The sequence below is a fragment of the Pseudomonas sp. AC239 genome (assembly GCF_979258545.1).
In genome coordinates, this window is record NZ_OZ409864.1 from 5,181,078 (window position 1) to 5,200,391 (window position 19,314).

Below are 19,314 nucleotides of genomic sequence, written 5' to 3' on the forward strand. Positions count from 1 at the left end.
CAACATATTGCATCACTCATCGTATTGGCAACTTCGCCACATCTATCTATAAACAACCTGCAACGCCAACATGACCGTTGGCGCAAACTAAAACCATGCAGGCTTATTATGAACGCTCCATACAAAACTTATGAATGGATGACGGCGACACCGTCCCTCGACAGTTTGACGCTTCTGCAAATGGCGCTGCCGGGCACGCACAACGCGGGTAGCGACTGGCAAGCTTCTTATCCGCTCCTCGGTCCGCCGCGCCACTGGCTGGCATGTCAGCACAATACGTTTTTCCATCAGCTCCATCACGGCGCAAGAGCCCTGGATATCCGCCTCGATTATGAGCAGAGTGCCGAGGGGTTGGCTAAATTCCGCCTACATCACAACGGCCATCGCAATTCGCGAACGCTGGGCCATCTTGTTACAGACGTAAATGACTTTCTGGAAAAGCATCCTGACGAATTTATTGTGCTGGATTTTCACGCGCTGGACGGTGAGAACTTTGACTTCGCCTATTTCAATCAAATGATTATTCACTTTCTGGGCATGCGCATTATTCCCCGGAGCAATCATTACTTGCCGATCGAACAATTGAAGCAAATCAGTCCGCGACAACGTATTGTGGTGGCGGCACAGTCTCACCGGGATCTGAACGAAAGCGTGTTTATCGGCAAAATCGACCACGAATGGACTGGCGAAAGCATCACTAACGCTCAAGAACTGCACCAATTCATCACCCAGCTATTGAAGAAACCATCTTCCAGTTGGGAGTTCTGGTCCTTATCCGCAACAAGTTACAGCGCCCTTGGCGGGCCGGTGGATATTCATGACCAACTGAATGATTGGTTCGATCCAGGCAAAAGCAACTGGGCCCAGCTGTGCAACATCATCAATGTCGATTTTATTGAAGAGTCACGAATCGTCGATTTTTGCCGCACGGCCAACCTGAACAAGGTGCACGGGCGCTCCGTTTGATCTGCTCAGCCATCAGACTGGCGCCGAGCATGACAAACCGGGCATGATCCTGCGCAGAGAACAAGAACAGCGCCCCTGTCATGACCCGAACCGCTCGCGTGACCGATCCTTCCTACGAGTTGATGGATGACCATAACGGGTTGTCCATCATCTACCGCCAGCACGGCTTCCCCTGCCCGCTGGTACGCTGGCATTTTCACAAGGAATACGAGCTGCACCTCATCGTCGCCAGTTCCGGCAAAGTGTTCATCGGCGATTACATCGGCAACTTCTATCCGGAAACCCTGTTTCTGACCGGTCCCAACCTGCCGCATAACTGGATCAGCCAGGTCGCCGAGGATGAAGTGGTCGAGAAGCGCGACATGCTGGTCAACTTCACCGACGAATTGTTTGAAAGCGGGCATCAGGTTTTCGCTGAACTGAAAAGTCTCGCGCCACTGCTTGAGCGCGCGCAATACGGCATCGAGTTTCGCTGCAAACACACAATTCGCCAGGCGATGACGCTGATGCAGAAGATCGCTGACAGCACCGGTATCACACGCCTCGGGCACTTTTTCATCCTGATGGAATTGCTCTCGGCCACAGACGATTTCCAGTTGCTGTCCGGTGCGACTACGCCGCAACTGGCCGACGAACACAGCATCGACCGTACCAACCGCGCGGTCGATTACATTTTCAGCCACTACGCGCGGGACATCTCACTGGAAGAAGTGGCCGAGCATCTGGGCATGACGCCGACCTATTTCAGCCGTGTGTTCAAACAGGCCACCGGGCGAAACTTCATCGAGTTCGTCAATCGCCTGCGCATCAGCAAATCCTGTGAATTGCTGGCCGACGGTGACAAACCGGTGACCGAGGTGTGCTTCGAATCGGGGTTCAACAACATTTCCAACTTCAATCGGCGCTTTCAGCAACTCAAGGGCATGACGCCGTCGCACTATCGGCGGCTGGCGGTGCAGCGGCTGACTGAACAGAACCATCTCTGACAACACTATCCCTGTGGGAGCGAGCCTGCTCGCGAAAGCGGTCTGTCAGTCAAGAACCCTGTGACAGGGATATCGTCTTCGCGAGCAGGCTCGCTCCCACAAAAAACCGTGCCCCGGCTGGCGAAATCTGTACGCATTCGCGAACGATCCTTCGCGCAAAAGCCCTTCCCTGCGTTCCCCGCTCAAACCCCAGTGCAAAAAAGTATCAACAAAAGTGCTAGGGATGATTTGTCAGCCCTTCGATTGAGGGCTGTAATCAGCGCAGATTCTTCCTGCATTCGGAAGACACAAAAACAATAACTGTCCTTCTGCCCCGTCGGGTGCCAGAAAAGGAGTGCACGATGCAACCCACTGCAAAAGCTCTGCTCGCTCTCACCTGCATGACCCTCAGCAGCGTCAGCCTTGGCGCCCAGACCCTGACCATCGCCACCGTCAACAACAGCGACATGATCCGTATGCAAAAACTCTCGAAAACCTTCGAGAGCGAGCATCCGGACATCAAGCTCAATTGGGTGGTGCTGGAAGAAAACGTCCTGCGTCAGCGCCTGACCACCGACATCGCCACTCAGGGCGGCCAGTTCGACGTGTTGACCATCGGCATGTACGAAGCGGCACTCTGGGGTGGCAAGGGTTGGCTGGAGCCGATGAAGGATCTGCCGGCCAGTTACGCCCTCGACGACGTCTTCCCGTCGGTGCGCGAAGGCCTGTCGGTGAAGGGTTCGCTGTATGCGCTGCCGTTCTACGCAGAGAGTTCGATCACCTATTACCGCACCGACCTGTTCAAGGCAGCCGGGCTGACCATGCCGGAGCGGCCGACCTGGGAAGAGATCGCCGGGTTTGCGGAAAAACTCACCCAGAAAGACAAAGAGCAATACGGCATCTGCCTGCGCGGCAAGGCCGGTTGGGGCGAGAACATGGCGCTGGTGACCACGGTTGCCAACGCTTACGGCGCGCGCTGGTTCGATGAGCAATGGAAACCGGAATTCAGCGGCCCGGAATGGAAAAATGCGCTGAATTTCTACGTCAACACCATGAAGAAATCCGGCCCGCCGGGCGCATCCAGCAACGGTTTCAACGAAAACCTGGCCCTGTTCAACAGCGGCAAATGCGCGATTTGGGTCGATGCAAGCGTGGCTGGTTCGTTCGTCACCGACAAGACCCAGAGCAAGGTCGCCGATAGCGTCGGTTTCACCTTCGCTCCGCATCAGGTCACGGATAAAGGCTCGGCGTGGCTGTATTCGTGGGCGCTGGCGATTCCGACCAGCTCCAAGGCCAAGGACGCAGCAAAAACCTTCAGCGCCTGGGCCACGTCCAAAGAGTACGGCGAACTGGTTGCCAAGACCGATGGCATCGCCAACGTGCCGCCGGGCACCCGCGCTTCGACCTACAGCGATGCGTACATGAGCGCAGCGCCGTTTGCCAAGGTGACGCTGGAATCGCTGAAAGCCGCTGACCCGAGCAAACCGACGCTGAAACCGGTGCCGTACATTGGCATTCAACTGGTGACCATCCCTGAATTCCAGGCGGTGGGCACCCAAGTCGGCAAGCTGTTCTCGGCGGCACTGATCGGCCAGACCACGGTGGATCAGGCGCTGGCGGCGGCGCAGCAGACTACGGAACGCGAGATGAAGCGCGCGGGTTATCCCAAGTAAGCGCTGAACGACTTGCTCCTGCCTCTTGTGGGAGCGAGCCTGCTCGCGAAGGCGTCGTGTCAGCCAGTACACATGACACTGATCCGGCGCTTTCGCGAGCAGGCTCGCTCCCACATGGGGATCTCCATAGGTCTGTATGACTCGGTTGTGAATGCCATGAATACTTCAACTGCCAAAGCCCACATCGACCTGTCGCCACCCCAGCGCAAGCTGCGGGTGCGCAATCCCGGCTGGTTTCTGGTCAGCCCTTCGGTGGCGCTGTTGCTGCTGTGGATGATCGTGCCGCTGGGCATGACCCTGTACTTTTCGATGATCCGCTACAACCTGCTCTACCCCGGCGAAAACGAATTCGTCGGGCTTGAGAACTTCACCTACTTCCTCACCGACTCGGGTTTCATGCCCGGCGCGACCAATACGTTGTTGCTCGTTGGCAGCGTGCTGCTTATCAGCGTGGTCTTCGGTGTGTTGATCAGCGCGTTGCTGGAGGCCAGCGAATTCCTCGGTCGCGGCCTGGTGCGGGTGATGCTGATTTCGCCGTTCTTCATCATGCCCACCGTCGGTGCGCTGATCTGGAAGAACCTGATCTTCCACCCGGTCTCGGGAATCCTCGCCTACATCTGGAAGCTGTTCGGCGCGCAACCGGTGGACTGGCTGGCGCACTACCCGCTGCTGTCGATCATCATCATCGTTTCGTGGCAATGGCTGCCCTTCGCGATCCTGATTCTGATGACCGCCATGCAATCGCTGGATCAGGAACAGAAAGAAGCCGCGCGCCTGGACGGTGCCGGCCCGATCGCGATCTTCTGGCACCTGACCCTGCCGCATCTGGCGCGGCCGATTGCCGTGGTGGTGATGATTGAAACGATCTTCCTGCTCTCGGTGTTCGCCGAAATCTTCACCACCACCAACGGCGGTCCCGGCTACGCCTCGACCAACCTCGCCTACCTGATCTACAACCAGGCGCTGGTGCAGTTCGACGTCGGCATGGCTTCGGCGGGCGGTCTGATTGCCGTGGTCATCGCCAACATCGCCGCGATCATTCTGGTGCGGATGATCGGCAAAAACCTGACTGACAAAGCGTGAGGCCTGCCATGACCCTCCAACAATCCCGCCGCCTGCAAAGCCTGCTGCTCGGCACCCTGGCCTGGGCCATCGCGATCGTGATTTTCTTCCCGATCTTCTGGATGGTGATGACCAGTTTCAAGAGCGAAATCGACGCCTTCGCCACACCGCCGCAGTTCATCTTCACGCCAACGCTGGAGAACTACCTGCACATCAACGAGCGCAGCGATTACTTCAGTTTCGCCTGGAACTCGGTGGTGATCTCGTTCAGCGCCACGGCCCTGTGCCTGTTGATCGCGGTGCCTGCGGCGTACTCGATGGCGTTCTACGAAACCCAGCGCACCAAAGGCACGCTGCTGTGGATGCTCTCGACCAAGATGCTGCCGCCGGTGGGCGTGCTGATGCCGATCTACCTGCTGGCCAAGAGTTTCGGCCTGCTCGACACGCGCATCGCGCTGATCGTGATCTACACGCTGATCAACCTGCCGATCGTGGTCTGGATGGTTTACACCTACTTCAAGGACATCCCCAAAGACATCCTCGAAGCCGCCCGCCTCGACGGTGCGACGCTGTGGCAGGAAATGGTCCGCGTGCTGCTGCCGATCGCCAAGGGCGGCCTCGCCTCGACCGTGCTGCTGTCGCTGATCCTGTGCTGGAACGAGGCGTTCTGGTCGCTGAACCTGACCTCTTCGAATGCCGCACCACTGACCGCGTTGATCGCCTCGTATTCAAGTCCCGAAGGGCTGTTCTGGGCCAAGTTGTCGGCGGTCTCGACCCTCGCTTGTGCGCCGATTCTGATCTTTGGCTGGATCAGCCAGAAACAACTGGTGCGCGGGCTTTCGTTTGGTGCCGTGAAATGATCTCAAAGCGAAACCTTCCCCATGTGGGAGCGGGCTTGCTCGCGAATGCGGTGTGTCATTCAACACTGATGGTGACTGACAGGGCCCCTTCGCGAGCAAGCCCGCTCCCACAAAAAGCCTACAAGGCTTCAAACGAATAACAATATTGCGGAGGCCCATCTCATGGCCAACCTGAAAATCAAGAATCTGCAAAAAGGCTTCGAAGGCTTTTCCATCATCAAGGGCATCGACCTGGAAGTGAACGACAAGGAATTCGTAGTCTTCGTCGGCCCATCGGGCTGCGGCAAATCCACCCTGCTGCGCCTGATCGCCGGCCTTGAAGAGGTCAGCGGCGGCACCATCGAACTCGATGGCCGCGACATCACCGAAGTCAGCCCGGCCAAGCGCGATCTGGCGATGGTGTTCCAGACCTACGCGCTGTACCCGCACATGACCGTGAAAAAGAACATGTCGTTCGCCCTCGATCTGGCCGGCGTGCCGAAAGCCGAGGTCGAGCGCAAGGTTGGCGAAGCGGCGCGGATTCTCGAGCTCGGGCCGATGCTCGAGCGCAAGCCGAAACAGCTTTCCGGCGGCCAGCGCCAGCGCGTGGCGATCGGCCGTGCCATCGTGCGCAACCCGAAGATTTTCTTGTTCGATGAACCGCTGTCCAACCTCGACGCGGCGTTGCGCGTGCAGATGCGTCTGGAGCTGCTGCGCCTGCACAAGGACCTGCAAGCAACGATGATCTACGTGACCCACGATCAGGTCGAAGCGATGACCATGGCCGACAAAGTCGTGGTGCTCAATGGCGGCAGAATCGAGCAGGTCGGCTCGCCGCTGGACCTCTATCACAACCCGGCCAACCTGTTTGTCGCAGGCTTTCTCGGCACGCCGAAAATGGGTTTTCTGAAAGGCAAGATTGCCCGCATCGACGGCGCCAGCTGCGAAGTTTCGCTGGACGCCGGCACGCGTATCACCCTGCCGTTCAACGCCGCCAACCTCAGCGTCGGTAGCGCGGTGACGTTGGGCATTCGTCCCGAACACCTGGAGCTGGCGCAACCCGGCGACTGCACGTTGCAAGTGACGGCCGACGTCAGCGAACGTCTTGGCAGCGACACCTTCTGCCACGTCACCACCAGCGCCGGTGAAGCCCTGACCATGCGCGTGCGCGGCGACCTGGCCAGCCGTTATGGCGAGCAATTGAGCCTGCGTCTGGACCCGACTCACTGCCACCTGTTCGACGCCGAAGGTGTGGCGCTGACCCGCCCACTGCGCGCTGCCGCCTGATTTCGAGACTATCCGATGAAACTCAACCAACAGAACCTCAACCGCCTCGCCGCCGAAGTGCAACTGCCGGGCTACGACCTCGGCGACACACGCCAGGGCATTGCTCACATCGGCGTCGGCGGTTTTCACCGTGCCCATCAGGCGTATTACACCGATGCCTTGATGAACACTGGCCAAGCGCTGGACTGGGCAATCTGCGGCGTCGGCCTGCGCCCGGAAGATCGCCGCGCCCGCGATGATCTGCGCGAGCAGGATTACCTGTTCACCCTGTTCGAACTGGGCGACAGCGACGACACTGAAGTGCGCGTCATCGGCGCGATCCGCGACATGCTGCTCGCTGAAGATGGCGCCCAGGCGCTGATCGACAAACTCGCCGAACCGCAGATTCGTATCGTCTCGCTGACCATCACCGAGGGCGGCTATTGCATCGACGACAGCAACGGCGAATTCATGGCGCACCTGCCGCAGATTCAACACGACCTGGCTTATCCCGAGGCACCGGGCACGGTGTTCGGATTCCTTTGCGCCGCGCTGGCCAAACGCCGTGCGGCGGGCGTTCCGGCGTTCACGGTGATGTCGTGCGATAACCTGCCGCATAACGGCGCCGTCGCGCGCAAGGCACTGCTGGCTTTCGCTGCCCTACGTGATCCGCAACTGCGCGACTGGATCGACCAGAACGTCAGTTTCCCCAACGCCATGGTCGATCGCATAACACCAATGACCAGCACCGCGCATCGCCTGCAACTGGCCGACAAACACGGCGTCGATGATGCCTGGCCGGTGGTCTGCGAACCGTTTGTGCAGTGGGTGCTGGAAGACAAATTCGTCAACGGCCGCCCGGCCTGGGAAAAGGTCGGCGTGCAGTTCACCGACGATGTCTCGCCGTACGAAGAGATGAAAATCAAACTGCTCAACGGCAGTCACCTGGCGCTGACATATCTAGGCTTTCTCAAGGGCTATCGCTTCGTCCACGAGACCATGAACGATCCGCTTTTCGTGCGCTACATACGCGTCTATATGGATCTGGATGTCACGCCGCAGCTGGCACCGGTGCCGGGCATTGATCTGAGCGAATACAAGGACACGCTGGTGGCGCGGTTTTCCAATCAGGCGATTGCCGATCAGTTGGAGCGTGTGTGTTCGGATGGCTCGTCGAAGTTTCCCAAGTTCACCGTGCCGACGATCAATCGGCTGATTGCCGATGGTCGCGAGACCAAACGCGCGGCCCTGGTAGTCGCGGCGTGGGCGCTGTATTTGAAGGGCGTGGATGAGAATGGCGATACGTATTCGATTCCGGACCCGAGAGCGGCTTTTGTTCAGGACTTGGTGGGAGACGATGAGTTGATCACCGAGCGGCTGCTGGGCGTTGAGGAGATTTTTGGCACAGCGATACCGAAGTCGGCGGAGTTTGTTGCGGCATTCGAGTGGTGCTGCCAGAGTTTGCGCGAGGTTGGGGTTTCGCGGACATTGGAAAAACTCCTCGCAACCTGATCGTTCCCACGCTCTGCGTGGGAATGCAGCCCGGGACGCTCCGCGTCCCATCAAAAGCGGACGCAGAGCGTCCATTGAGGCGTTCCCACGCAGAGCATGGGAACGAGCAGCCGTGGAGTTTTCATGACAACAACAAAGCTCTTCCTGGGTATCGACTGCGGCACCCAAGGCACCAAAGCGATCATCCTCGATGCCGACAGCGGTCAGGTGCTAGGCCTGGGCGCGGCGCCGCACACTATGATCAGCGGCGCCAATGGCCGCCGCGAACAAGACGTCCAGCAGTGGCTCGACGCTTTCGTCAGCGCCACGCGCCAAGCCTTGCAAGCGGCCAATGTCGACGGTCAGGCGATCCTCGGTGTCGGCGTCTCCGGCCAGCAACACGGCTTGGTGCTGCTGGATGAACAAGGCGCAGTGCTGCGCCCGGCCAAGCTCTGGTGCGACACCGAAACCACGCCGGAAAACGAGCGATTGCTCGCGCAATTGGGCGGCGAGGAAGGCTCGCTGGAACGCCTCGGCGTGGTCATTGCGCCGGGCTACACGGTGTCGAAACTGCTCTGGACCAAAGAGCAGCATCCTGACGTGTTCTCGCGCATCGCTCGGATTCTGCTGCCCCATGACTACCTAAACTACTGGCTCACCGGCCGCGCCTGCAGCGAATACGGCGACGCCTCCGGCACCGGATATTTCAACGTGCGCACGCGGCAGTGGGATTTGCAGATACTGCGCGACATCGACGCCAGCGGGCGTTTGCAAACCGCGCTGCCGGAGCTGATCGACGCGCACGCGGCCGTTGGCACTATCCTGCCGGCAGTCGCCGAGCAACTCGGCATCAACCCCAACGCTGTAGTTTCAAGCGGCGGTGGCGACAACATGATGGGCGCCATTGGTACCGGCAATATCCAGCCCGGCGCGATCACCATGAGCCTCGGTTCTTCCGGCACGGTCTACGCCTATTCGGAGGAGCCGAACGTCAGCGCCGATGCCTCGGTTGCCACGTTCTGTTCCTCCAGCGGCGGCTGGCTGCCGTTGATCTGCACCATGAATTTGACCAATGCCACCGGCGCGATTCGCGAACTGTTCAAGCTCGATCTGCCGACCTTCAACCAACTGGTCGCGCAATCGCCGATCGGTGCCGAAGGTGTGAGCATGCTGCCGTTTCTCAACGGTGAGCGCGTCCCCGCCCTGCCCCACGCCACCGGCAGCCTGCACGGCCTGACCATGGACAACCTGACCCAGGCCAATCTGTGCCGCGCCGCTGTCGAAGGCACCACCTTCGGTCTGCGCTACGGGCTGGATTTGCTCCGCCAGAATGGTTTACAAAGCCTGCGCATTTGCCTGATCGGTGGCGGTTCGAAGAGTGCGGTGTGGCGGCAGATCGTCGCCGACATCATGAACGCCCCGGTGATCTGCACCGAGCAAAGCGAAGCCGCCGCACTGGGTGCAGCGATTCAGGCAGCGTGGTGCGCGTCGCACTCCAGTGGCGACGAAGTCTCTCTGGCCGATCTATGCGAACGCTGCGTGAAACTCGACGCACGCAGCGAAACCCTGCCGATTGCCGCCAATGTCGCGGCGTTTCAGCAGGCCTACGAACGCTATCAACAGCATGTCGCAACCCTATAACGAGCAAACAACTATGTACCTGGTGTGTGGCGAAGCCCTGTTTGATTTCTTCAGCGAAAACGATGCCAGCGGTCTGGCGTCGAAAGTCAATTTCAAGGCGATTGCCGGCGGCTCGCCGTTCAACGTCGCCGTCGGTCTGCGCCGTTTGGGGGTGGACTCGGCGCTGTTCGGCGGGCTGTCCACCGACTACCTCGGACGACGTTTGCAGCAAGTCCTGCAGGAGGAAGGCGTGCGTCCGGACTATCTGGTGGACTTCGCCGCGCCGACCACCCTGGCGATGGTCGCCGTGGGGGCCAACGGTTCGCCGCATTACAGCTTTCGTGGCGAAGGCTGCGCCGATCGGCAACTGAGCGAGGCGCATCTGCCGACACTCGGCGACGAGGTTCGCGGCCTGCACATCGGCTCGTTTTCACTAGTGGTGCAGCCGATTGGCGACACACTGCTGAAACTGGTCCAGCGCGAAAGCGGCAAACGCCTGATCAGCCTCGACCCCAACGTGCGCCTCAACCCCGAGCCGAACATCAATCTGTGGCGCGAGCGCATCGCCACGCTGGTGCAACTCGCTGATCTGATCAAAGTCAGCGACGAGGATCTGAGCCTGCTCTATCCCGAGCAGGATCCGCAGCATGTTATTGAAAGCTGGCTCGAACATCGCTGCCAGATCGTCTTCCTGACACGCGGTGGCGACGGCGCAACAGTGTTCAGTCGCGCCCATGGCTCGTGGTCGGTGCCGGCCAACCCGGTTCAGATCGCCGATACGGTAGGCGCCGGCGACACCTTCCAGGCCGCGCTGATCACCTGGCTGACCGAACATTCGCTGGACTCGGTCGAAGGCGTGCAGCAGCTCAGTCGCGAGCAAATCGACGGCATGCTCAGGTTCGCCGTACAAGCCGCCGCACTGACCTGCAGCAAAACCGGTCCGGATCTGCCCTATCGTCATCAATTGAGCTGAGCGCGTAGACTGTCGGCCTTTTTGCGCACGACGGAAAACAGCTTTTGAATCACAGGCACATCCTCGCCCTCCTGACCATGGCCACCCTGCTGAGCGGTTGCGGCACCTCGCCGCCCCGCTCCCCGGAAGACATCTGCGCAATCTTCCGCGAGAAAAGCGATTGGTACGACGCTGCGCAAGTCACGCAGAAACGCTGGGGCGTGCCGATCCAGGTGCCGTTCGCGATCATGTATCAGGAATCCGGCTACCGCTACGACGCCAAGACGCCGCGCAAATACCTGCTCTGGGTGATTCCTTGGGGCCGCGTCTCAACCGCTTCCGGTTATGCGCAGGCCAAGGATGAAGTCTGGGCCGACTACCAGAAAAGCACCGGCCGCAACTGGGCCGATCGCGAAGACTTCGACGACGCCATCGACTTCGTCGGCTGGTACATGGACAAGACCACCTCGATCAACGGCGTGTACAAATACGACGCCTATAACCAGTACCTGAACTACCACGAAGGCTGGGGCGGCTTCCGTAACAAGACCTACGCGAGCAAAGCCTGGCTACCGCCGACCGCGCGCAAGGTGCAGAACCGTTCGGATCTATATGCGCAGCAGTATGCCGGGTGCAAGGAAGACCTCAATCGCGGGTTCTGGAGCCGGTTCTGGCATTGGTTGTAGAAGCCCTTCGCGAGCAGGCTCGCTCCCACAGGACCTTAGTGAACGCCGATTTTGTCTACACCCGAGAAACCTGTGGGAGCGGGCTTGCCCGCGATGGCAATCTCTCAAACACCATCAAAGTCTATGAAAGGCCCGATTTCACTGACCCAAACCGCCCTCCTAAGGGTTTTCCCTATGACATCAAGGCCCCACACCTACGCCATTTGCGCCTTGAATGAGGCCGTCTAATCCTGCAACATCCATCACCTGCTTATTCAACGGACGGAATTCAAGGCATGCTGGACGCCAATGCAACCCACATCACCCTCTCGATCGAAGACGCCAACGCCGACCTGCAAGTCCTCAGCTTCACCGGTCGCGAAGCCCTCAACGAACCGTTCCGTTTCGACCTCGAACTGGTCAGCGCCCGCCCCGACCTGAAGCTCGAAGAGCTGCTGCACAAGCGCGCCTGCCTGACCTTCGGCGCTACCGGCGAAGGCAAGATTCACGGCCAGGTCTATCGCATCGAGCAGGGCGACTCCGGCAAGACCCTGACCCGCTACAGCATCAGCCTGATGCCGCAACTGGCGTATCTGCAGCACAACCATGATCAGCAGATCTTCCAGCAACTGACGGTGCCGAAAATCATCGCCCAGGTGCTGGAAGATCGCGGCATTCTCTCTGACGCCTACAGCTTCCAGCTCGGCGCCGAGTATCCGGAACGCGAGTATTGCGTGCAATACGATGAGTCCGACCTGCATTTCATCCAGCGTCTGTGCGAAGAGGAAGGCATCCACTTCCACTTCCAGCACAGCAGCAGCGGCCACAAACTGGTGTTCGGCGACGACCAGACGGTGTTCCGCAAACTGAAGCCGGTCAGTTACCAGCAAGACTCCGGCATGGCCGCCGAGAAGCCGGTGATCAAGCGCTTCAACCTGCGCCTGGAAACCCGCACCACCCGCGTCAGCCGCCGCGACTACGATTTCGAAAAACCCAAGCTGCTGCCCGAAGGCGCGGTCAAATCCGAATTCGCCCCGGACCTGGAAGACTACGATTACCCCGGCCGCTTCACGACTCGCGAGCGCGGCAAGTTCCTCTCAACCCGCGCCCTCGAGCGCCATCGCAGCGACTACAAACTCGCCGAAGGCAAAGGTGATGAACCGACGCTGACCAGCGGCCATTTCCTCACGCTCGCCGAACACCCGCGCGCCGAGTGGAACGATCTGTGGCTGCTGCTGGAAGTCTTCCACGAAGGCAAACAGCCGCAAGTGCTCGGCGAAAACGTCACCAGCGACGTCACCGACAACAAAAGCGATTTCCATCAGGGCTACCGCAACAGCTTCCTCGCCACCCCGTGGGACGCGCACTACCGCCCTGCCCTCGAACATCCGAAACCGAAAGTCCTCGGCAGCCAGACCGCCGTCGTCACCGGCCCTGCCGGTGAAGAAATCCACTGCGATCAATACGGCCGCATCAAGGTGCAATTCCACTGGGACCGCGACGGCCAGTCCGACGACAAAACCACCTGCTGGATGCGCGTCACCAGCGGCTGGGCCGGCGCAGCCTACGGCGGCATCGCCATCCCGCGCATCGGCATGGAAGTCCTCGTCACCTTCCTCGAAGGCGACCCCGACCAGCCCCTCGTCACCGGCTGCCTGTACCACAAGGAAAACGTCGTCCCCTACGACCTGCCGGCCAACAAGACCCGCAGCACCTTCAAAACCCTCAGCTCCCCGGGCGGCAAGGGCTACAACGAATTCCGCATCGAAGACAAAAAAGGCGCCGAACAGATCTACATCCACGCCCAGCGCGACTGGGACGAAAACATCGAACACGACCAGAAAATCCGCGTCGGCAACGAACGGCATGACACTGTTGAAGCCAATGTGTTGAGCGAGTTCAAGGTTGAAGAACACCGGATCACCCATCTGGACCGCATCAGCGAAATGCGCGCGGATGATCACCTGACGGTGGGTGTGACGCAGCATGTGAAGGTGGGGACTGGGCAGTTTGTTGAGGCCGGCAACGAAATCCATTATTACGCCGGCCAGAGAGTCGTGGTCGAAGGCGCCATGGAACTGACCGCCAAGGCTGGCGGCAGCTTCGTCAAGGTCGATGCAGGTGGCGTGACCATCAGCGGGGCTGAGGTGAAGGTGAATACCGGCGGCTCGCCCGGGGTGGGCACGCCGGCGGCGCCGTTGTTGCCGGGGCCGATGAAGGTTGTGGATGCGGATAAGGCGGGGAAAGCGCCGCTCCCTGCCCGTCTTAATGAGTCAGGTATTACCCCGCTGTGTGGAAAACAGAGTAACGGCGCTTGCAGCCGTAAGGATTGCACATGCATGTAAAAGCGCTGAGCGCTCTCCTCGCCGAGCCTCGTTACAACTTTTCTGACTTGCCCGCTACCAGCGAGTCGCTGTGTTTCATCATTGACCAAGGGCTCCAGCCTGACGCTTTAGGCCGTCTTTATCGATTAGGCGAACCCGTCGTCGCTCAAGGTCTGTTTGTAGGGACAGACCTTGCAGGGATTCCTGACGAGCCATTGTGGCTGGTGGCCCCAAAGGGCGGCAAAGTGGCAAAGGTCGCTGTGGAACTATGTGAGGAACGCTTTTCGGGAATCGCAATCTCAACCCGGGATCCTGGAAAAGCTCTGGCTCATGCGCGCTGGCTGCTTAAGGCAAACGATGGTTCAGGTGGCCAAAGTCTGCTGAGTTTCCACAAGCCGAGTCTATGGGCTGCGCTGGCCTACACCGCCGATAAAGCATTCGATCAGTTACTAGGCTGCTGGGATGCGGTCTACAGCCCGGCGCCAATTCATTTCGGTCAAGAGCGTGGGCGATGGCTCACCTGGAAGGCCACCGATCAATCAACGTGGGACGGTGACAGAGCGGCGTTCAATCTGCCCGAGGCGGCCGCGAAAGTACAAGCGCGTCTGGGCTGGATGTACTGGATCGATGAGGAATACGCAGCATTCAATGAGCCAGACGATGACCGCTTGAATGACATCGCGGACAACCTCGACATGTTGCTCAAAAACAACATTTATGATGGCGATCACCTGCTCAAGCTTGGCCATGTCGTGAACGGTCCGCTGTTCGAGACCCAGCTTGGGATCATGGCGATCCTGCAATCAAAGGACGAGTCGTTTATCAAAGTAGATCGGCTCCTGGAATCAGCCGCCGTTGCCCAACACTAAGGCGACGCGACAACAGAACGGAATCACCATGGAAATTACAAATCACGCTGTGATGCCCGGCGAAACTCTGGGTCAGATTGCTACGCGCTACAACACTACTGTGGCGCAACTTCGTCAGATGAACCCCTTCATCACCAACCCGGATAACGTCAAAGTCGGATGGAACCTGAGCGTTCCGAAAAGCGCACTAACGCCTGCTGCGCCTGCCGCTCAGACACCTGCCGCGGCTCAACCGCCTGCGCAAACTACCCCGGAAGCCGCAACTCAGTGCTCTGCGGAGGATCTGGTTGAACTGGAGCCTGTCAAAGATACCCCTGATCAGAGCTCAAAGACTTTCAAACCGCACGCGCCTCCCTGCTCGAAAAAGTTTGCCAGTGCGATTTATGCCACCGAAGAGCAAGAATTTTGGCTGCTTCCCGAACGGGCAAAGTCCGCCATCAAAGAATCCATGTTCGCCCTGGATAAAATGATTGCACCCAGCAAACCACGTGATGCACGCCTGAACGGGTTGCAGGAATCTGGTTTGCTGGAATACTTCCTTGAACCTAAGTTGAGTAATTTCCTCACGGGCGCACAGCGTGCACGTATGGAAGAGTTTGAAGCGATGGGCGATGAGATCGAAATCGATCCCGCGACCGCTAAAAAAAGGCAAAACGAAGCTAATGGAAACAAACCGGCAGTCGCTCTTGCTCAGTCCATGGACGAGGAGACGCCAGTATCTCGCCTCGACCGTCTAGCGGCAGACATAGCTACTGACCAGCGCGTTCACGAAGCATATGCCGACTTTTACAAGCGGCGGGCTGAGTGGGTCGCGCTAAAAAAAGAAGCGGTAGCGGCCGCTAAGCTGGAAGGCTACACCTACGAAAGCGGCTCGCTGTACTCCAAGGAGGCGATTGAAGCGCGCGCACGTGTGCAAGCTTATCTGGAGGCTCGCAAGAAATTCCTCGGCAACAAAAACTTCAAGCAGGTATCGCTGGAAGACGTTGCCAAAGCCTTGGCGGAAAAGAAAAAAAGTTACGACAATATCTGCAATGGCATGACTGACTGTACCGCCGATCTGGTCGGCTATGTTTACACACTGCACAAAAACGCCGATGCGCTTGATTACCACGCTTACACCGAATCCATCATGAAGGCTTCCGATTATGGAATCGCGCTTCCAGAGTTTGCGCTGATAAACGACGGCCTTGCCTCTGGCATCGAACAATTCAAGCTGTATTTGGATACAGAGAAAAAGCAATCGGAAGCAACTGCGCAACTTCAGGACAAGTACAAACGCTGGATCGAAGCAACAGGCCAAAATGCCCAGGCCCCTGCAGGTTTGGTGGAAGCAGAGCGTGCAAAGTGGGACCAACTGCAGAAAATCAAAGAAGACCTCTATACAGCCGCTCAGAATAATGTCAACGCGACGAAACCCCGACGTTATCTGATCTGGGAGCCGGAAGCGTTCCAGCCCAAGCCAGTAGATCGCATGGTTAAACCTGGTTTTCCTTTGCGCGAAGTCAGCCTTTCGGACGCCAAGGGCACTCCGTTGGGCTGGTTCAGTATGTCGAACCTGAAAGACGCAAAAAAAATAATGAAAGAGGACTTCAAAAAAGTCCCTGGCTCTGTATCCAAGGCCTTTAAAAGTCCCCCGACAGATGCCACTGAAGGTTCTGATAAAAACAGTGAGCTCAGTTCGTTCCGCCAATGGCTGTTGGCTCAGGGCGCTGTAAAGTTCAGCGATCAGGTCGGCGACTGTTTCGATGAAAAAGGTTGGTTCAAAGCCAAAGACTTTTACGCTCACTTAAAAAAGGAAGGCTATGAGGTCACTGAACTAGAGGACGAGGCAGCTCTTACCAATTGGGGTAAGCATCTTCAGCAGCTGGTGTTTCAGAAAAGTGTACGCGGTAAAGTGAGACTCTTCGATGCCAGTCCTCAGGCGCAGTTCGTTCGCTGCCTGACACCTCCACAACCAAGCATTCACGCTGAAGTGAAGCTGGAAAGCCCCCCCATCAGCGCTGCAGAAGGTTTTCAGGCGTCGGCCAGCGCGGGGATGAGCCTCGACTTGGCACGCGGCGAAGTGGAATTGATGAAAGTCGATATGCCCGCCCAAGCGAGCGCACAGGAAATCACGCTCGACTACCTATTGGACGGTAGCCCACAAAAAATGAATTTTGGGCGTTTCTCCTTCCACTTCGGCGTGAAGGCGTGGGGATATGCTGGTGCTTCGCTGCTACTTGCCGGCAGCGTCGAATTGAGCCCTATCTTCGGTAACGTCAAATACGGTGCCTCACTGAGCCCGGTCAAACGCGCACAGCGTGAAGATGCCTCAGCCAAACAGGAGCGCGCCGATCACGCAGCCGCCAAGCAAGCAAAAGCCGACAGCGGCGACGATAGTCCTACTCCAGATCTCGTCCATCAATCAAAAGCCCCCACCGCTGCGGGCACCCTGAGCACAGGTCAGATGTCGACTGGTCGCCTCGCCAATGTTCAAATCGAAAATGGCGCGAAGGCAAGCTTCAACGTATTCGGCGGTTTGCAAGCCGCTATTGAGCTCACTGGTGCACTAAACTGGGCGCCGCCAAAAGAGCTCGTCGCCCGAAGTACCGCGCCATCGTTGGGTATAAGCGGTCCTAAAGACGCAAGGACAGCCAATCCATGGCTGACGCTTGCAAAATTGGGCGGGTCCGTAGGAATCGCGTTAGGCGCAGGATTTCAAGGGAACGCTCAGGTTTCTCTTGATAAAGGACGGTTCATTCTTAATTTGAAGGCAACAGTAGTGCTTGGACCGGGCGCTAACGGTAGTTTCAAATTTGAAGTGGGTTATGAGGCGGTGGTCGACCTCATTAACATATATCGCAAAGAGCTGCATAAGACCAAAGGCCGTAAAGTTGAGTGGATGGATCCTGAAGCGAGTGAGTATGCCTCCGCACTTAACGCTTTGGGCGTTGCCGGATTGAATGTGGCAATGGCATACATGATGCGTTGGGATGTTGTGATGGGTCTTTATGAGTCTCTGACGCGACGTGGCAAGGGCGGACCGATTGCGGACGCGATCATGAATTATAAGAACCAAAGCGAGCTCGAAGAGTGGATTATTAATGCAATTCCTAACGCGCTGGGCCCACTCTTAAGAACGCTTATAAGCCAGCCCGAAGAGTTTAAAATTACTACAGCCAGTCCTGAAAACAATAGCATATCTGACAAGGGTCGCACATATAGTCAATCCGAAGGCCATGTTCTCCAGCAAAAAGCCATAGAAAGAATTTTGCGCTGGATAGTCAACAATGCAAAAAAAACCAACACTATTGACAAAGCACAAAGACAATTTGAACTCGCATGCATGTCAATGAATGAGTTTGGCATAAAGGAGCAAGCTGGAGAACAAGAGTATTGCAAAAATCGTATGTCACTAGATACTTTCATGGCGGAAAGCGTTCAAAGCCTCTTTGACGATACAATTGTTGAAGTACGTAAAAACTATAAATCGCACGCAAAATTACTTGGCGCAAATCTGGCCGATTATTGTCAACAAAATTATGTCCCATCACCAACCTACTCGCTTAGTGGGGCGACACCCTATTTAAAAGGCTACCAATGAACAGACTAATAAAAATCAAATTAAATCAAATCATTCTAATGTTCAGCTTGGGTTTGATTTCAGTATCGCCGTATAGCGCCAATTTTACCAATGCATCCTCAGTCCCTCAGCAAAGTGGACCAAGCGGAATCATTCTTTACAACCAGATGAAAATAGATGCGGCCATTCCACAGCTAGAGCGAGAGGCAAAAGACGGCGTAATAGAATCACAGTATTATCTTGCCGAAGCTCTTCGAAAGAAAAATGGATACATGACTCCCGAAGCCCAATTTTGGTATGAATCGGCAGCAGAGAAAAAAAACATATACGCAATGATTCAGTTGGGTCGAGCAAAAAAAGATCTTTGCGCAACGATGGGAAATTGCCCGTCGTCAAAAAAAACTCAAGCAGAATGGTTCGTAGAGGCAAAAAAAATAACGTTACCTAAGGCAAATGATGGCGATCCTGAATCTTTATACTTGATGTACGAAATCACGCTGGATCACCATTGGTTAGAAAAATCTGCTAATGCAGGCTATCCGCTCGCGCAATATTGGATGGCGATCAGCGAAAGGCAGGGAGAGGGTTACTTCTTTACTCCTGGAGGACGTGAAGCGTCGGTCAAAAAATGGCTGCTACTCTCTGCGGAAGGTGGCAACCCTAAAGCTATGATGCAATATCTAGAGACGCTTTATAAGCAAGGAGACATGGCGAGCATTCGACATTGGCTCGAGAAGGCTGCCGCAACAGGCGAACAAGCTGCAATGAGTAACTATGGTGCGTACATTTCACATACGCCAGATAAAGTAGGTTACTCTTTGGATTTAGTCAAAGGCTACGCTATTTTCTCTTTGTTAAAAGAACTCGGTGACGCCGGTGGCGTGCAAGATTATGTCGACCGTAAGATCGAAAAAATTTCTGAAAAGATGACACCAGAACAAATTGAAGAATCAAAAATCGTCGCTGAAGAATGGAAAACCAATCACCCACCGCTGTCTTTCTTCCCCGACAAGCTGAGTAATTGAGTATATTTTTAGGTTGTCCGCACCCAAATTCCATC

14 protein-coding genes are annotated in these 19,314 nt (G+C 57.1%); all 14 read left to right on the forward strand.

The window, feature by feature from the left end:
• The first annotated feature begins 108 nt into the window (after positions 1–108).
• The 14 genes from ACZ0AZ_RS23470 to ACZ0AZ_RS23535 all read left to right on the forward strand — a co-directional run bounded on the left by ACZ0AZ_RS23470 (position 109) and on the right by ACZ0AZ_RS23535 (position 19,279).
• On the forward strand, positions 109–966 hold the full coding sequence (locus ACZ0AZ_RS23470; RefSeq protein WP_463538261.1) for a phospholipase: 858 nt from the start codon (positions 109–111) through the stop codon (positions 964–966).
• An 80-nt stretch (positions 967–1,046) separates the two neighbouring features.
• A complete protein-coding gene (locus tag ACZ0AZ_RS23475; protein ID WP_463538262.1) occupies positions 1,047–1,952 on the forward strand; it encodes a helix-turn-helix domain-containing protein in 906 nt (301 codons plus the stop codon).
• Positions 1,953–2,293: 341 nt separating this feature from the next.
• Complete coding sequence (locus ACZ0AZ_RS23480; RefSeq protein ID WP_073476160.1) at positions 2,294–3,604, forward strand: ABC transporter substrate-binding protein; 1,311 nt, start codon at positions 2,294–2,296, stop codon at positions 3,602–3,604.
• A gap of 156 nt (positions 3,605–3,760) precedes the next feature.
• Positions 3,761–4,687, forward strand: a complete 927-nt coding sequence (locus ACZ0AZ_RS23485) for a carbohydrate ABC transporter permease (protein WP_041480415.1) — start codon at positions 3,761–3,763, stop codon at positions 4,685–4,687.
• A gap of 8 nt (positions 4,688–4,695) precedes the next feature.
• Entirely contained in the window at positions 4,696–5,526 is an 831-nt protein-coding gene (locus tag ACZ0AZ_RS23490; protein ID WP_016774872.1) for a carbohydrate ABC transporter permease, read from the forward strand.
• Positions 5,527–5,688: 162 nt separating this feature from the next.
• On the forward strand, positions 5,689–6,792 hold the full coding sequence (locus ACZ0AZ_RS23495) for an ABC transporter ATP-binding protein (RefSeq protein ID WP_073476158.1): 1,104 nt from the start codon (positions 5,689–5,691) through the stop codon (positions 6,790–6,792).
• Positions 6,793–6,807: 15 nt separating this feature from the next.
• Positions 6,808–8,283, forward strand: a complete 1,476-nt coding sequence (locus ACZ0AZ_RS23500) for a mannitol dehydrogenase family protein (RefSeq protein ID WP_463538263.1) — start codon at positions 6,808–6,810, stop codon at positions 8,281–8,283.
• Positions 8,284–8,406: 123 nt separating this feature from the next.
• Positions 8,407–9,903, forward strand: a complete 1,497-nt coding sequence (xylB, locus tag ACZ0AZ_RS23505; protein WP_463538264.1) for a xylulokinase — start codon at positions 8,407–8,409, stop codon at positions 9,901–9,903.
• 13 nt (positions 9,904–9,916) lie between these two features.
• Positions 9,917–10,855: a carbohydrate kinase family protein gene (locus ACZ0AZ_RS23510; protein ID WP_463538265.1), complete on the forward strand. Its 939-nt coding sequence runs from the start codon at positions 9,917–9,919 to the stop codon at positions 10,853–10,855.
• A gap of 77 nt (positions 10,856–10,932) precedes the next feature.
• On the forward strand, positions 10,933–11,520 hold the full coding sequence (locus tag ACZ0AZ_RS23515) for a transglycosylase SLT domain-containing protein (RefSeq protein ID WP_041480414.1): 588 nt from the start codon (positions 10,933–10,935) through the stop codon (positions 11,518–11,520).
• A gap of 275 nt (positions 11,521–11,795) precedes the next feature.
• The gene (locus tag ACZ0AZ_RS23520; protein ID WP_463538266.1) at positions 11,796–13,844 is read left to right on the forward strand and encodes a type VI secretion system Vgr family protein; all 2,049 of its coding nucleotides are present in this window, start codon (positions 11,796–11,798) and stop codon (positions 13,842–13,844) included.
• On the forward strand, positions 13,835–14,692 hold the full coding sequence (locus ACZ0AZ_RS23525; protein ID WP_375122247.1) for a DUF4123 domain-containing protein: 858 nt from the start codon (positions 13,835–13,837) through the stop codon (positions 14,690–14,692). The genes ACZ0AZ_RS23520 and ACZ0AZ_RS23525 overlap by 10 nt, the downstream gene beginning before the upstream one ends.
• Before the next feature lie 28 nt (positions 14,693–14,720).
• A complete protein-coding gene (locus ACZ0AZ_RS23530; protein ID WP_463570652.1) occupies positions 14,721–18,275 on the forward strand; it encodes a LysM peptidoglycan-binding domain-containing protein in 3,555 nt (1,184 codons plus the stop codon).
• Complete coding sequence (locus ACZ0AZ_RS23535) at positions 18,272–19,279, forward strand: tetratricopeptide repeat protein (protein ID WP_122750480.1); 1,008 nt, start codon at positions 18,272–18,274, stop codon at positions 19,277–19,279. Before ACZ0AZ_RS23530 ends, ACZ0AZ_RS23535 begins: the two co-directional genes overlap by 4 nt.
• Positions 19,280–19,314 lie beyond the last annotated feature (35 nt).

Excerpts from the sequence above, each read along its gene's own strand:
- ACZ0AZ_RS23495 (WP_073476158.1), top strand. The coding sequence starts at position 5,689 with ATGGCCAACCTGAAAATCAAGAATCTGCAAAAAGGCTTCGAAGGCTTT.
- ACZ0AZ_RS23490 (WP_016774872.1), top strand. The coding sequence starts at position 4,696 with ATGACCCTCCAACAATCCCGCCGCCTGCAAAGCCTGCTGCTCGGCACC.
- ACZ0AZ_RS23535 (WP_122750480.1), top strand. The coding sequence starts at position 18,272 with ATGAACAGACTAATAAAAATCAAATTAAATCAAATCATTCTAATGTTC.
- ACZ0AZ_RS23470 (WP_463538261.1), top strand. The coding sequence starts at position 109 with ATGAACGCTCCATACAAAACTTATGAATGGATGACGGCGACACCGTCC.
- ACZ0AZ_RS23520 (WP_463538266.1), top strand. The coding sequence starts at position 11,796 with ATGCTGGACGCCAATGCAACCCACATCACCCTCTCGATCGAAGACGCC.
- ACZ0AZ_RS23485 (WP_041480415.1), top strand. The coding sequence starts at position 3,761 with ATGAATACTTCAACTGCCAAAGCCCACATCGACCTGTCGCCACCCCAG.
- ACZ0AZ_RS23480 (WP_073476160.1), top strand. The coding sequence starts at position 2,294 with ATGCAACCCACTGCAAAAGCTCTGCTCGCTCTCACCTGCATGACCCTC.
- ACZ0AZ_RS23515 (WP_041480414.1), top strand. The coding sequence starts at position 10,933 with ATGGCCACCCTGCTGAGCGGTTGCGGCACCTCGCCGCCCCGCTCCCCG.
- ACZ0AZ_RS23500 (WP_463538263.1), top strand. The coding sequence starts at position 6,808 with ATGAAACTCAACCAACAGAACCTCAACCGCCTCGCCGCCGAAGTGCAA.
- ACZ0AZ_RS23530 (WP_463570652.1), top strand. The coding sequence starts at position 14,721 with ATGGAAATTACAAATCACGCTGTGATGCCCGGCGAAACTCTGGGTCAG.
- ACZ0AZ_RS23525 (WP_375122247.1), top strand. The coding sequence starts at position 13,835 with ATGCATGTAAAAGCGCTGAGCGCTCTCCTCGCCGAGCCTCGTTACAAC.
- ACZ0AZ_RS23510 (WP_463538265.1), top strand. The coding sequence starts at position 9,917 with ATGTACCTGGTGTGTGGCGAAGCCCTGTTTGATTTCTTCAGCGAAAAC.
- ACZ0AZ_RS23475 (WP_463538262.1), top strand. The coding sequence starts at position 1,047 with ATGACCCGAACCGCTCGCGTGACCGATCCTTCCTACGAGTTGATGGAT.
- xylB (WP_463538264.1), top strand. The coding sequence starts at position 8,407 with ATGACAACAACAAAGCTCTTCCTGGGTATCGACTGCGGCACCCAAGGC.